This window comes from Pantoea sp. AS-PWVM4 (assembly GCF_000468095.1).
Lineage (GTDB): Bacteria > Pseudomonadota > Gammaproteobacteria > Enterobacterales > Enterobacteriaceae > Pantoea > Pantoea phytobeneficialis.
The window spans coordinates 67,952-82,713 of sequence record NZ_ASZC01000014.1; the positions used below are offsets into that span (position 1 = coordinate 67,952).

The 14,762-nt window shown below is 54.3% G+C and carries 13 protein-coding genes; 9 read left to right on the forward strand and 4 right to left on the reverse strand.

What is annotated here, in order from left to right; genetic code table 11:
* Positions 1 to 8 precede the first annotated feature (8 nt).
* Positions 9 to 1,289 carry a cystathionine gamma-synthase family protein gene (locus tag L579_RS13045; protein ID WP_021184694.1) on the forward strand — a complete coding sequence of 427 codons (1,281 nt, stop codon included), beginning with the start codon at positions 9 to 11 and terminating at the stop codon, positions 1,287 to 1,289.
* Here L579_RS13045 and cueO read toward each other — a convergent pair.
* The gene (cueO, locus tag L579_RS13050; protein WP_036626623.1) at positions 1,286 to 2,899 is read right to left on the reverse strand and encodes a multicopper oxidase CueO; all 1,614 of its coding nucleotides are present in this window, start codon (positions 2,897 to 2,899) and stop codon (positions 1,286 to 1,288) included. The two genes, L579_RS13045 and cueO, sit on opposite strands and share 4 nt — an antisense overlap.
* Positions 2,900 to 3,074: 175 nt before the next feature.
* On the opposite strand from cueO, the gene L579_RS13055 reads away from it, so the two are divergent.
* From L579_RS13055 to L579_RS13070, 4 genes are all read left to right on the forward strand, one after another.
* On the forward strand, positions 3,075 to 3,422 hold the full coding sequence (locus L579_RS13055) for a YacC family pilotin-like protein (RefSeq protein ID WP_013507908.1): 348 nt from the start codon (positions 3,075 to 3,077) through the stop codon (positions 3,420 to 3,422).
* A 109-nt stretch (positions 3,423 to 3,531) separates the two neighbouring features.
* Complete coding sequence (gene speE, locus L579_RS13060) at positions 3,532 to 4,395, forward strand: polyamine aminopropyltransferase (protein WP_021184697.1); 864 nt, start codon at positions 3,532 to 3,534, stop codon at positions 4,393 to 4,395.
* Positions 4,396 to 4,423: 28 nt separating this feature from the next.
* Positions 4,424 to 5,239, forward strand: coding sequence for an adenosylmethionine decarboxylase (speD, locus tag L579_RS13065; RefSeq protein ID WP_021184698.1), 816 nt, complete (start codon positions 4,424 to 4,426; stop codon positions 5,237 to 5,239).
* A 282-nt stretch (positions 5,240 to 5,521) separates the two neighbouring features.
* The gene (locus tag L579_RS13070; protein WP_021184699.1) at positions 5,522 to 6,838 is read left to right on the forward strand and encodes a ferredoxin reductase family protein; all 1,317 of its coding nucleotides are present in this window, start codon (positions 5,522 to 5,524) and stop codon (positions 6,836 to 6,838) included.
* Between the two features lie 254 nt (positions 6,839 to 7,092).
* On the opposite strand, the gene L579_RS13075 is transcribed toward L579_RS13070, so the two are convergent.
* The 3 genes from L579_RS13075 to L579_RS13085 are packed head-to-tail and all read right to left on the reverse strand — an operon-like array spanning position 7,093 to position 10,105.
* A complete protein-coding gene (locus L579_RS13075) occupies positions 7,093 to 7,854 on the reverse strand; it encodes a DeoR/GlpR family DNA-binding transcription regulator (protein ID WP_021184700.1) in 762 nt (253 codons plus the stop codon).
* A 6-nt stretch (positions 7,855 to 7,860) separates the two neighbouring features.
* Positions 7,861 to 8,841, reverse strand: coding sequence for a D-threonate 4-phosphate dehydrogenase (locus L579_RS13080; protein ID WP_021184701.1), 981 nt, complete (start codon positions 8,839 to 8,841; stop codon positions 7,861 to 7,863).
* Positions 8,834 to 10,105 (reverse strand): D-threonate kinase, encoded by a 1,272-nt coding sequence (locus L579_RS13085; protein ID WP_021184702.1) that lies wholly within the window; start codon positions 10,103 to 10,105, stop codon positions 8,834 to 8,836. The genes L579_RS13080 and L579_RS13085 overlap by 8 nt, the downstream gene beginning before the upstream one ends.
* A gap of 192 nt (positions 10,106 to 10,297) precedes the next feature.
* On the opposite strand from L579_RS13085, the gene L579_RS13090 reads away from it, so the two are divergent.
* From L579_RS13090 to L579_RS13105, 4 genes are read left to right on the forward strand one after another with little or no spacing between them, the layout of a single operon-like run.
* The gene (locus tag L579_RS13090; RefSeq protein WP_021184703.1) at positions 10,298 to 11,446 is read left to right on the forward strand and encodes an iron-containing alcohol dehydrogenase; all 1,149 of its coding nucleotides are present in this window, start codon (positions 10,298 to 10,300) and stop codon (positions 11,444 to 11,446) included.
* A 17-nt stretch (positions 11,447 to 11,463) separates the two neighbouring features.
* A complete protein-coding gene (locus tag L579_RS13095) occupies positions 11,464 to 12,348 on the forward strand; it encodes a dihydrodipicolinate synthase family protein (protein ID WP_021184704.1) in 885 nt (294 codons plus the stop codon).
* Between the two features lie 60 nt (positions 12,349 to 12,408).
* Positions 12,409 to 13,362, forward strand: a complete 954-nt coding sequence (locus L579_RS13100) for a phosphoglycerate dehydrogenase (RefSeq protein WP_021184705.1) — start codon at positions 12,409 to 12,411, stop codon at positions 13,360 to 13,362.
* A gap of 29 nt (positions 13,363 to 13,391) precedes the next feature.
* On the forward strand, positions 13,392 to 14,711 hold the full coding sequence (locus tag L579_RS13105) for an MFS transporter (protein WP_021184706.1): 1,320 nt from the start codon (positions 13,392 to 13,394) through the stop codon (positions 14,709 to 14,711).
* Positions 14,712 to 14,762: the final 51 nt, after the last annotated feature.

Consider the following 14,762-nt stretch of genomic DNA (forward strand, 5'->3'; position numbering starts at 1 on the left):
GAGACGTTATGACCTCTTCATCCAGCAAAAAATCGCCGCCTGATACCTCTTCGCTCCATCCCGAAACACAAATGCTGAATTACGGTTACGATCCACGCCTGTCGGAAGGGGCAGTTAAGCCGCCGGTATTCCTCACCTCTACCTTTGTGTTTAACAGCGCCGAAGAAGGGAAGGATTTTTTTGATTTCGTCGCCGGTCGCCGGGAACCGCCCGAGGGCCAAAGCGGCGGCCTGGTCTATTCACGCTTTAATCATCCCAATAGCGAAATTGTTGAAGATCGGCTGGCAATTTACGAAGGGGCAGAACGCGCCGCCCTGTTCTCTTCCGGCATGGCGGCGATTGCCACCACCTTGCTAACCTTTGCCCGGCCAGGTGAGGTGATTTTGCATTCACAGCCGCTGTACGGCGGCACCGAAACCCTGCTCAGCAAGACGCTACATAATCTCGAAATTAAAGCCGTTGGTTTCAGCGATGGCACCGATGAAGAGAAAGTCCACGAAGCCGCTAAACTGGCCTGGCAACGTGGACGCGTGGCGTTGATTTTGATTGAAACCCCCGCCAACCCCACCAACAGTCTGGTGGATATTGAATTGATGGTGGAAGTCGCCGAGGTGATTGCTCAGCACCAGGGTTCCCGTCCGATTATTGCCTGTGATAACACCCTGCTCGGCCCGATTTTTCAGCGCCCGCTGGAACAGGGTGCTGACCTGTCGCTCTATTCCCTGACCAAATATGTCGGCGGCCACTCTGACCTGATTGCCGGTGCGGTACTGGGTAGAAAAGCGTTGATTGAGCAGGTACGGTCGCTGCGCAGCGCCATTGGTACCCAGCTTGATCCTCACTCCAGTTGGATGATTGGCCGTTCGCTGGAAACATTGTCGTTGCGGATGGAGAAAGCCGCGCACAACGCAGCGTTAGTGGCGGCGTTTCTGCGCGATCAACCGCAGGTGGAGAAGTTGTACTGGCTCCCCTTCCTCGATAAAAACAGCAGCGCCGGGGAAACCTATCGTCGTCAGTGCTTTGGCGCAGGTTCCACCTTCTCTTTTGATATTCGCGGCGGTCAGCCTGCCGCTTTCCGTTTCCTCAACGCCCTGAAGTTGTTCAAACTGGCGGTGAGCCTCGGCGGCACCGAATCACTCGCCAGCCATCCGGCCAGCACCACCCATTCCGGTGTCGCCGCCGAAGTACGTCAGCGTATTGGTATCACTGACGCCACCGTGCGATTATCCATCGGCATCGAACATGCCGATGATTTAATTGAAGATATCCGGCAGGCGTTAGCCAGTTAAGTCACGGTAAAGCCCAGCATCATGCCGGTGTCTTCATGTTCCAGCAGGTGACAGTGCGCCATGTAGGCATGTTCAGCGCTGGCAACATAGTTGAAGCGCACCAACACCTCACTGCGCCAGCCATCGACGCTGACCATATCTTTCCAGCCCTGGCGGTGTGGAGCCGGCGGCTTGCCATTTTCTGACAGAATACGGAACTGGGTGCCGTGGATATGGAACGGGTGCAGCATGCTGTCGCCTTCGCCGGAGATGGTCCATTTCTCCATGCTGCCAAGTTTCGCACCGAACATCGGCTTCGCCATATCAAAAGCAACGCCATTGATTTTGTTCCCATTATGAAAATCGTAACCCGGCGCAGCCTTAGCATGACCGCTGTGATCCATCGCCATGTTGCCGTGATCCATCTGCATGCCGCCCATGTCCATCTTCATGTCCATCGGCTTTTTGTCGGCTGGCATGGCCATGCCGTGATGATTACCCATCGCTTTTGCCCCGTAGCGATCCATCAACGCCTGCATCCCCTGGCTGTCGAGCTGCGGGTCCATCATCAGTTGCAACCAACGGGTTTGCAGCCCCTCAGTCGCGGGTACTGGCGGCAGATCCACCAGCTTATCCGGCAACGCGCCGCTCGCCATGACACGCAGCGGCAGGATGTTCACCAACGGCAGCGGCTGATCGAACGGGGCCAGCATCATACCCATCTGTGTCACTGGCAGCGTAACCATATCAAAGGCGTTACCGTCGGAAGTATCGACTATCACTTCAAAACGTTCGCCTGGCAGTAGCGGCAGGCTCTCCACCTTCACCGGTTCCGCCAGCAAACCACCGTCGCTGCCAATCACATATAACGGACGTTTATCGCTGGTGGCGATATGCAGTGAACGGGCGTTACATCCATTCAGCAGACGCAGGCGCAACCAGCCGCGAGGCACCGCATGTTGTGGATATTGCGCGCCGTTGGTCAGCATCATATCGCCGAACCAACCCACTGCCGCGCGCATAATATCCAGTTGATAATCGATGCGGCTGCCATCTTTCGTTAGCTGCTTGTCCTGGAAAATCAGGGGGACATCGTCAACGCCCCACTGGATGGGCAGGCGCAATTTGCCGGATGCATCATCCTGAAGCAGCACCAGTCCAGCCAGCCCCTGAGCGACCTGATGGCCGGTTTTGCCATGCTGGTGGGGATGAAACCAGCAGGTCGCTGCGGGTTGATCCGGGGTAAAACTCACCTGCCGGGTTGCTCCGGGCGCGATGACCGCCTGTGGCCCCCCATCCACCGCACCGGGTACTTCCAGCCCGTGCCAGTGGACGGTCGTCGCTTCCGGCAGACGGTTATGGATATTGACATTCACCGGTTTACCGCGCTGCAAGGCAATGGCGGGGCCGAGCAGGCTACCATTGTAGCCCCAGGTTGGCACCGCTTTGCCGTTCCACTGGCTGGTGCCTGCCTGAGCGATAAGGTTATAGGTGCCGTGCGCATCCGCTTCCAGCAGCGCGGGGATCGGCAATAAAGGGCGCGTGGCAGCCATCAATGAGCGGCTCCACAGGGGCAGGGCACCTGCCGCGCTGAGAGCAGCAGTCAGCTTCAGAAAATGACGACGTTGCATATTCATATCCTTATTGTGCATAAGGCCTCAGCGTAAACCTTGCCCCTGCGGGAGGGTCAAGCCCTGCTGTATAATGCAGCGAAAAAATTGCGATGTGCGGCACGACGGCAAATTTATCGGAATCCTGCCAGTATCTGTGCTAACGTCAGTTTATTGTCCCTTGTTGAGAATGATTATGACGAAAAGCATCAAGATCCTGCTGCTGGCGGGACTCCTTGGCTTCTCCTCCACCAGCTTTGCCCTGAGCGAATCCGAAGCGGAAGATCTGGCTGATCTCACCGCAGTATTTGTTTATCTGAAGAATGATTGCGGCTATCAGGACTTACCCGATGCGCAGATTCGCAAAGCACTGGTGTTCTTCGCCCAGCAGAACCGCTGGGATCTGAGCAACTACAGTACCTTCAACATGAAAGCGCTCGGCGAAGACAGCTACAAAGATTTGAGCGGCATCGCCATCACCAATGACAAAAAATGTAAGTCACTGGCACGCGACTCGTTAAGCCTGCTCGCCTACGTGAAATAACCCGCCGCCCCGCTCTGCTGCTGAACATTTGACCGTGCAACCACGGTCATAATTCGCTATGATTTGCCGCCCATTTTCATGGCGATGTCATCACAGGAGAGCCTCAATCATGGCCCAAAATGAAATGTGGTATGAAACCCTTCATGCCGGTTTCGGACAGTATTTCACGGTGGATAAGGAACTTTACCGCGAGAAAACTGCGCACCAGGATTTAGTCATCTTTGAAAATGCGGCTTTCGGTCGCGTTATGGCGCTGGACGGCGTGGTACAAACCACCGAGCGCGATGAATTTATCTATCATGAAATGATGACCCATGTGCCGATTCTGGCGCACGGGGCGGCAAAGCGTGTGCTGATTATCGGCGGTGGCGACGGTGCCATGCTGCGCGAAGTATCACGCCATGCCAGTATTGAACAGATCACTATGGTGGAGATCGATGCCGGGGTGGTGAACTTCTGCAAACAGTATCTGCCCAACCACAGCGCGGGTGCCTATGATGATGCGCGTTTGCAGCTGGTGATTGATGATGGCGTCAATTTCGTCAACCAGACGTCGGAGAAATTCGATGTGATCATCTCTGACTGCACCGATCCGATCGGTCCGGGAGAGAGCCTGTTCACCTCAGAATTTTATGCCGGCTGCAAAAACGCCCTCAACCCGGGCGGTATTTTTGTCGCACAGAACGGCGTCTGCTTTTTACAGCAAGACGAGGCGATTAACAGCCATCGCAAACTCAGCCACTACTTTTCCGATGTCAGCTTTTACCAGGCAGCGATTCCGACCTATTACGGTGGCATCATGACCTTTGCCTGGGCTAGCGACAATCCGGCGCTACGTCAACTTGATAGCGCCACCTTGCAGTCGCGTTTTGCGGCCGCTGGCCTGCACTGCCGTTACTACAATCCGGCAATCCACACTGGCAGCTTTGCCCTGCCGCAATATCTGCTGAATGCCCTGTCAGACGTGCGCTGACCGGATATTTATAAGGGGGTGAACGAAATTGCAAAAGCTAAAACTACATGGCTTCAATAACCTGACAAAGAGCCTGAGTTTTTGTATTTACGATATTTGCTATGCAAATACTGAAGCCGAGCGTGATGGTTACATCGCCTATATTGATGAGCAATACAACGCCAACCGTCTGACGGAAATTCTGACGGAGACCTGCTCGATCATCGGTGCCAACGTGCTCAACATCGCACGCCAGGACTATGAACCACAGGGAGCAAGCGTGACCATTCTGGTCAGCGAGGAGCCGATCGATCCGAAAGACATCGATAACTCAGAACATCCCGGCCCGCTGCCCAACTCCGTCGTCGCGCACCTCGATAAAAGCCATATTTGCGTGCATACCTATCCGGAGAGCCACCCGGAAGGCGGATTATGCACCTTCCGCGCCGATATTGAAGTCTCAACCTGCGGCGTGATTTCACCGTTGAAAGCGTTGAATTACCTGATTCACCAGCTGGAATCTGACATCGTCACCATCGACTATCGCGTGCGCGGTTTTACCCGTGATGTCAATGGCGTGAAGCACTTTATCGACCATGCGATCAACTCGATTCAGAACTTTATGTCGGATGATATGAAGTCGATGTATGACATGCTGGATGTGAACGTTTATCAGGAAAATATCTTTCACACCAAAATGTTGCTGAAAGAGTTCGATCTGAAGCATTACCTGTTCAACACCAAACCGGAAGATCTTAGCCCGGAAGAACACCAGCGCATTACCGGCTTGCTGTGGAAAGAGATGCGGGAGATCTACTATGGCCGCAATATTCCGTCTGTGGGCCTGAAACCCGGAGCGTTCTGATACGGTTCACGAAAGTGATCCAGCCAATTCTTTATGGCGGGCAACAACCCGCCACTTCGTGGATGCCGCGAAAATTTATCAATAAATTCATTATTCAGATGCACTTTAATACCACCCATTAATAAACACACGCCCGTGTGGTATCAGTTATTATTTGGTATAAACAGAAATGTTCGTCTACGCTTCGTATGTACAATAGATTGACCATTATTTCACCAACATAAGGCTGATGGCAGAATAAATGATTTATAATCCGTAATAACTCTGCACGGGGTTGTGGACATGAACATTTTCACACGAAATACTCTCTGGGTATTGTTCTATCTATTTTTCACTGCCGGTCCGTTATTTGTTCTTCTGATAGGTCCACTCCCCCCCTCCAGGGATTTTTGGACAGAATTCTCTGCTGCGGCAGGCTATGCTGGCCTGGCCATTTTAGGATTGCAGGTTGGTCTTACCGCCCGCTTTCGTGCGGTGACAAGCCCGTGGGGCGAAGATACTATTTATCATTTCCATAAACAAATGTCTTTTATTGCCCTGGTCCTGATTATTGCCCATCCTGTCATCCTTTTTATTTTGCGACCAGAAAGACTGGCACTGCTTAATTTCATTGAAGCACCGTGGCGGGCACGCTTTGCGGCAATATCTACCTATTCTCTTATTGCCTTAATGGTGATGGCACTGTGGCGTGTGAAACTAAAAATTAGCTACGAAGTCTGGCACTATACTCATATTATTTTGGCAGTTTTAGTCATTGGCGCGGGGCTACTTCATACGGTTGCCTGGGGGTTCTATTTAGATGCGCCATTAAAACGTGCCTTGTGGACAGGATTAGCCATACTCTGGTGCTGCCTGCTGATTTATACACGCATCGTCCGTCCTTTCCTGATGTTGCGAAAACCCTACCAGGTCATTGCAACGCGCCATGAACGAGGAGGCAGTACCACGCTGGTGATGCAACCTGTTGGTCATTCAGGGTTTCCATTTGTCCCCGGTCAATTTGGCTGGCTGAATGTCTGGGGAAGTCCTTTCAAATTAACGTCTCATCCCTTCTCTTTTTCATCCAGCGCGGAAATGGCGAAAGAGACGATTGAAATGACCATACAAGATGCTGGCGATTACACCCGGAAGATCAGAAATGTGACGGCGGGTAAGCGTGTTTATATTGATGGTCCCTATGGTGCATTCACTGTGGGTAATCCGGCGGATATGCATGTGTTAATTGCCGGGGGGATTGGTATTACCCCGATGATGAGTATCATCCGAACTTTTGCCGATCTCGGTGATAAACGTCCGATAATACTAATCTATGGTAATAAAAATTGGGATGGCATTACTTTTAGAGAAGAACTGGAAGCCTTGTCAGACAGAATTAATCTACAGGTCATACATGTTCTTGAACAACCCCCGAAAGACTGGACGGGAGAAACGGGTATCATTAGCAGTGAACTGATACAACGTTATATTCCAGCGCCATATGAACAACATGAATACTTTATCTGTGGCCCAAACAGAATGATGGATGAGATTGAAAAAACGCTGGCAGCTTTACAGGTTCCGCTAGCGAAATATCACTCAGAACGCTATCACTTTGTATAAAGAGGCGAAAATGCGTAAATTATTTGCCGATCTTCTGGTTTTTATCACGGCAGTGATAATACTGGCATTGATAATATTCTTTGCATATAGCAGAGTCTATTTTTGATCCGGTTCCTGAAATAATAACCACTCATCGCCGGTAGAATTAACATCATGCCAAACTGAATTCAGAAAAGAGTACGTGATCGTGCTCAAGAGCGAGTCGGCGCATTTGCGCCTGAACTCTTGAGCCACGACAGGGTGAGGATATCGATTTATTCTGTCAGTTGCAGCGCAATTCCACGTTCCCGTAGATTGCGACACACTTCGTCATCCAGGCGCGCATCGGTCACGATATCGGTCAGACTCTCAATGGGTGCGGCACAGAACAGTGACCATGAACCGTATTTGCTGCTGTCGGCCAGCAGAATCCGGCGACGCGCATTCGCCAGCAAATCCATCTTCAGCCCGGCCTTCTCTTCGGTTGGCGTAGTTATGCCGCGTTCGATACTCCACGAGTTACAGCTGACAAAGGCCACATCCGGGTTGATGCTACGCAGCAGGCGGCGACCATGTTCACCGATGCATGACTGGCTGGAATCATCGATCCGCCCGCCAATGATGGTGACTTCAATCTGTTTAAATTCAGACAAAAACAGCGCGATGTGCAGGTCGGCAGTGATCACCCGCAGCGGTAAATGGGTCAATTGACGCGCCAGCTCCAGCATGGTGGTGCCAGCATCCAGTACCACCGCATCTCCGGACTGTACAAAACCGGCTGCAAAATGAGCGATCGCCTGTTTTTCCGCCAGGTTACGCTGCATCTTTTCCAGAGTGGTTGGCTGGGCGGGGATAAAGCGATTAAGGGTAACGCCGCCGTGACTACGGCTAATCACGCCTTCTTTATCCAGCTTGATCAGATCGCGGCGAATAGTGGCCGGTGAGGCAGAAATAGCGCTCACCAGCTGTTCAACAGTAACCAGATTATGGCTTTTCAGATAGTCCATAATCTGGTCGAGGCGACTTTGTCCCTTCATATTTCCCTATGCAAGTTGCATCGCGAGTTTGATGGAGATCGCCATGCTCGCAGAGTTCGCCTTACCTGTCCAGGCGATATCAAAGGCGGTGCCGTGGTCCGCAGAAGTACGGATAAACGGCAAACCGGCTGTAATATTGACGCCATCATAAAAACCAAGCAATTTCAGCGGGATATGCCCCTGATCGTGGTACATCGCCACCACCATATCATACTGGCCTTGCTGGCATTGCAGGAACACCGTATCCGGCGGGCACGGGCCATAAACATCGATGCCTTTTTCCTTCATCGCTTTGATGGCCGGTGCCACGGTAGTGATCTCTTCATCACCAAACAAACCATTCTCACCGGCATGCGGGTTAACCCCGGCAACCGCAATACGCGGTTTGTCGAATCCGACGCGGCGCAGGAAGGTATCTGCCATGCCGATCACCGTCTCAATACGCGGACGATTGAGGGTGTCGAGGAATTTACGCAGCGCGATATGCGTCGTAACGTGAATCACCTTCAGATGATCGGTGTACAGCACCATCGCGTAATCTTTGGTGTTGGTCAGTTGCGCCAGCAGTTCGGTGTGGCCGGGATAGATATGCCCCGCCGAATGCAGGGCTTCTTTGTTCAGCGGCGCAGTCGCAATCGCCTGCACTTCCCCAGCCAGAGCCAGTTCGGTGGCACGTTTCACGCAGCGCCATGCCAGATCGCCCGCTTCTTTCTGCACCACACCGGGTTGCAGCGCTTCCGGGTTCGCCAGCGGCTCGTCAATCACGTTGATGATACCCGGCGCAAAATGCGCGTCTTTTACCTGGTCCAGCACGCGCAGCTCAGCCTGCGGCGTAATGTTCAATCCCATCACCCGACGCAGCGTTGCGGCACAGCCCACCACCACCGCCGGAACACCGGCCAGCTCGCCTTCCGCCAGCGCTTTAATGATGATCTCAGGGCTGATGCCCGCCGGATCGCCCATGGTCACCGCAATAATTTTATTCACTCGACATCTCCTCAATAAAACGAATGGCTTCTACCAGGGTGTTTTCGTCGCCAAAGCCACCCGCTTTGGTCATCACCGGCAGGTGTAAATCACTATTAAGCAGAACCCCGTGCGGCACACAGCCCGCCACCAGACCCTGAATTTGAAAACCGCTGGCCCCCAGCGCCTGTGCCACGGCAATCGCCACATCCCCACCGGAGAGATACAGCCCGGCAGGCTGGACGTTGCGGCACACCGCTTCGGTCAGTTGGGCCAAAAACTGGCAGATACGCTCGCCCAGTTGCTGGCGGGAAACCTGTTGCTGCTGGCACAGCCTGTCAATCTCATGACGCTGTGCGGCATGTTGAGTGGTGCGCACCACGCAGTGTTCACCCATGCGCAATGCCTGCTCCATCGCCTGCTGCCAGTTGCTGGCCTGCGGCCATGCTGGCTGGGCAAACAACTGACGGATATCAATATCGATAATGCGAATCGCCCGCTGGCTATTGAGACGATCAATCTGCTGTTGGGCAATGGCGCTCATCGAGCCCACCACCGCCAGCACCGGCCGCGCCTCCCGGCCTGCCAGATACTCACCCAGCGCGTCACCCAGACCAGATGCCCCGGCCAACAGTGGACGCGTTGACAGCGCGGCTGCCGCCTGCATCAAAACGCGTAAATCGGCGTCCTGCTCAATATCAATCACCACCAGCCCCTGCTTCCCTGCCAGCACCTGCGCCAGCTTGCCGCTGCGTAGCGTGTCGATGTTGATCACTTCACCTGGCAAATCGCTCTGCATCTGCAAGCGCGTCAGCACATTGCTGCTGGTAACGGGCGTTTTCGGGTCGCTGGCAAATTCGGTGTCAGTCAGGCGCTGCTGATTGATCCACACCTCGCCCCCTCGCGTGGTGCGCCCCAGCTTTGGTACCGCAGGCACGACCAGCGCCAGCGCTTTGCCACTGGCCGCCATCGCTGCGGCGATTTCCGCACCGGGGTTGCCACGTAACGTGGAATCCATCTTCTTAAACAACCAGCCATCCTGCGCAATCGCCTGATGCTGCTGTACCGCGCGTTCAGTGCGTTGCGCGGCCTCAGTGGCACTGACTGCCCGGCTGTCGGTGCTAATCACCAGTACATCGGCGGCATTGGCATCATGCGGCGTATCGCTATTAAACAGCACATGCACGCGCGCCCCTGCCCGGGCCAGACCGCTTCCGGCATCGTTAGCGCCGGTAAAATCATCGGCAATCACCAGAACCGGCGTTTTCCAAGGTTGTGAACGCATCCTCTCTCCTGTAACGGGCAGCTTGCCGTGTTGAGATTGATTATATTCAATCACGATTGATTATATGTGAGCAAGATCAAATTAATTGAAATCAATATGCCCTATAAATTCAGGCACAGTTAGTGACAGATATCGCAGACTGATGAGCAAAACCAATCAATCAGCGCGATAACATCGGGAAAAGGGTACGAAATGAATATCAACAGCACCGTGATTAGCGGCTATCAGGCACTCAATGACCTCAGCTACCTGCTGAAAGGTCGGCAGAAAGCGCTGCTGGTCACTGATAAGAATATAGAGGGCATCCCGGCAGTCCAGACGTTGATTGCCCAACTGAAGCAGCACATTGCCAGCCTCAGTGTGGTCAACAGCGTGCCGCCAGAACCCAGCCAGCATGATGTGGCGGCGATTGTTGCTGCCCTGCCGACGACCGATGTCGATCTGGTGATTGGTGTAGGCGGCGGTAGCGTACTGGACGTTGCCAAACTGCTCTCTATTCTGTGCGTGAAAGGCGCGCCTACCCTTGAGGCCCTGCTGGCCGGGGAAAAACCGCTGACCCGCACCACTTCGCTGCTGATCCCGACCACCGCAGGCACCGGTTCAGAAGCCACGCCGAACGCCATCCTGGCGATCCCGGAGAAAGAAACCAAAGTTGGCATTATTACTCCGGTGATGCTGCCGGACTATGTCGCGCTGGTGCCGGAGCTGACCACCAGCATGCCACCACACATCGCCTCTTCTACCGGCATTGATGCGCTGTGCCACCTGATTGAGTGCTTCACCGCCACAGTCGCCAACCCGGTGAGTGATAACTACGCGATGATTGGCATGAAAAAGCTGTTTGCCAGCCTGGAAACCGCCGTTGCCGAGCCGGGTAATCTTGAAGCGCGTCTGAATATGCTGTGGGCGTCATATTACGGCGGCGCATCGATTGCCCACGCCGGTACGCATCTGGTGCACGCGATGTCTTATCCGCTGGGCGGCAAATATCACATTCCGCACGGCGTGGCGAACGCCATCCTGTTGGCACCCTGTATGCGTTTCGTACGCCCGGCAGCAGTGAGTAAATTTGCTCAGGCTTATGACCTGCTGCCTGACGCCGACCAGACTCTGGATGAAGAAGCGAAATCGCACGCGCTGGTTGAGTACTTCGCCGCGCTGGTACAGCGCCTGAAACTGCCAGCCAGCCTGGAAGAGCTGGGTATCGGCCCGGATCACCTGCCCTATCTGGTAGAAGCCGCGCTCGACGTGCAACGCCTGATGAAGAATGTACCGATGAAAGTGAGCGCCGATGACGTGCGAAACGTCTACCTGACGCTGTTTCCGGCATTGAATCACTAAGGACTATCGAGGAAATCATGAGCAACAAAATTCAGGGCGTACTGACCGCCATTGTCACCACCTTCGACCGCGACGGTGCCTTTAACCCTGCCACACAACGTGAGCAGGTGAAGCGTCAACTGAGCGCCGGTAACGGTATTTTCTGCGGCGGCACCAACGGTGAATTCTTCGTGCTGAATGAGCAGGAGAAACTGGCGGTCACTGAAACCTGCGTGGATGAAGTGAACGCCAGCGCGCCCGTAGTGGCACATATTGGCGAGATCTCCACCCGTGAAACCATCCGTCTCGGTAAGCAGATTGAGAAACTGGGTGTTGATGCGGTATCGGTGATCACCCCGTACTTCGTGCCGTTGAAGCAGGATGAGTTGATTTACCACTATCAGACGGTGGCGGATGCGCTGAACGTGCCGCTGTTCCTCTACAACATCCCGGCGCGTACCGGCAATACCTTGCAACCGGAAACCGTGCGCACGCTGGCGTCACATCCCAACATCATCGGTATCAAGGACAGCGCGGGCAGCTACGAAAGCCTGAGCGGTTTCCTGCAAGCCGCCAAAGGTATCGATAATTTTGACGTGCTGAATGGCCCGGACTCGTTGATTCATCAGGGCTTTGTTGATGGCTGCTCAGCCTGCATCTCCGGCCTTGCCAACGTGGCACCGAAAGAGATCAACGCCATCTGGGCACGCTTCCACGCCGGCGATATCGAAGGTTCGCGCCTGGCACAGGAAAATGTCACCGGCTTACGCACCGACCTGTACAGCGTCGGCTTCTCACCGGCAGCGGTGAAAAAGGCGGTTTCTCTGCTCGGTTATAACGTCGGTGACAGCCGCTATGCGGTGCGTTTCACTGCCGAAGAAGAGCAGAAGATCCGTCAGATCGTGAACCAGTATTTGCAGTAATGGCCGTCAGGGCAGCGTGTGCTGCCCTTGCCTGTTCCACTTTTTACACCGGGAAGCGTTATGAAAGTTATCTGTACCTCACCATCATTCGCTAAATATGACGCAACGCCAATCACCACGTTGCAACAGCAGGGTTTTGAACTGATCACCCTGCCCGCCGATGCCCCGCTAAGCGCGCTGGAGCCGCATCTGCCCGACACCGTGGCGATGATTGTCGCCTTTACCGACGTCAATGAAGAACTATTGAGCAAAGCGCCACAGCTGAAGATTGTCTGTAAGCACGGCGTAGGCGTCGACAACATCAATCTGGAAGCCACCCGCGCACGCGGTATTTACGTGACCAACGTGCCGGATGCCAACAAGCATGCCGTGGCTGACTTCGCTTTTGCTTTGATCCTCAACAGCGCCCGTCAGGTCACCCAGGCGGCGGTGGAAACCCGCGCCGGCAACTGGCCGCGTATTTTTGCCACCGACGTTTACGGCAAAACGCTTGGCATCGTTGGGCTGGGCAACATTGGTAAGCAGGTCGCACTGCGCGCCAAGGGCTTCAACATGCGCGTGATCGCCTTCGATTTCTACCCGGATGAGAAATTCGCTGCGGAACATGGCATCGAATTCGTCAGCATGGATCAACTGACCGAAGCGAGTGACTTCATCACCCTGCATACCCCGCTGACCAATGAAACGCGCAACCTGTTTGATGCAGCTCGTATCAAACGGATGAAGAAAAGTGCGTTCCTGATCAATGTATCGCGCGGTGGCGTGGTGAATGAACAGGATCTGTTCCAGGCGTTGCAGGACAACGTGATCGCCGGAGCGGCTGCGGATGTCTTTGAGCAGGAACCTCTGGCCGAACATCCGCTGTTCACCCTGAGCAACTTTATTCCGACCTCACATATTGCGGGCTACACCGACGGGGCAATCAGCGCCATTGGCGAACGTTGCGTGACGCAAATTGTGCAGTGCATTAAACAGGGCGAACGCCCGGTTAACGTGATGAACGGGCTGGCCTGAGGGCCGCCCCCCTGAATCGAGTGATTATTATGAATACACCCTCACGCTCGACCCGTATTCGCTGGTGGATCGCTGGCCTGATGTGGCTGGCTGTCGCCATTAACTATATTGACCGTACTGTACTCTCTGCTGCTGCCCCGCATCTGATCAAAGAACTGGAAATCAATCCAGAGATGATGGGCGTAATCATGGCCGCGTTTTTCTGGTCGTACGCACTACTGCAAATTCCGGCTGGCTGGTTTGCTGACCGTTTCGGTCAGAAAAAAGGGCTGGGAATTGCCGTTGGCTGGTGGTCAATCGCCACTATGGCAATGGGCCTGGCAACGGGCTTTAAATCGCTACTGGCGCTGCGTCTGGCGCTGGGTGTCGGTGAAGCGGCGGCCTACCCGAGCAACGCCGGGATCGCAGCCCGCTGGTTCCCGGACCGCGAACGCGCCACCGTCTCTGGCTTGTTTGACAGCGCCTCCAAATTTGGTGGTGCTATCGCCATGCCGCTGATTGTATGGATGATCGCCATGTTTGACTGGCGCATCACCTTCCTCGCCATCGGTGCGGTCGGTCTGTTCTGGGTAATTGCCTGGTACTTTATCTATGCCGAGAACCCGGAAGATCATAAGTCGATCAGCCGCGATGAAGTGCACCTGATCCGTGATGGCCAGGCTAACAAGCACGGTGATAAAAGCGTGCTGCCGATGAAGTGGTACAAGCTGCTGCGCTATCGCAATATCTGGGCAATGTGCATTGGCTTCTTCACCATCAACTACACCTCCTATTTCTTTATCACCTGGCTGCCGACCTACCTGGTGAAAGATAAAGGCATGGACTTCCTGAAAATGGGGATGGTGGCAGCACTGCCGTTGATTTGCGGCATGGTGATTGAAGTGCTGGCTGGTTGGGCATCCGACCGGATGGTGCACAACAAAGTCCTGTCGCTGACCGCGACACGTAAACTGTTCCTGACCATTGGCCTGGTGATGGCGCTGTGTATCGGTTTTGCGCCCTTCACTGACTCGGTATTTATGACGGTGCTGCTGCTGTGCATCGCCAAATCGGGTACCACCGTAGCGGCTTCCCAGGTGTGGGCGTTGCCGGGTGACGTGGCACCGAAAAACAGCGTGTCAATTGTCGCCGGATTGCAGAACACCGTTTCCAATATGGGCGGCGCGGTTGGCCCGATCATTACCGGTGCTATCGTGGGTGCCACCGGCCATTTCACCTGGGCGCTGGTGTTCTCTGCCGTACTGGTGGTGATTGGCATCCTTAATTACCTGTTCCTGATGGGCAAAGTAGAACCTATCGTGGATGAGGAACAGGTTCATCATTCACAAACCCTGACCAGCGGCGCGTAAGCGCCCTGACCCGCCGCATCGTCCTGATGCGGCGTTCCCTACAACTCACTA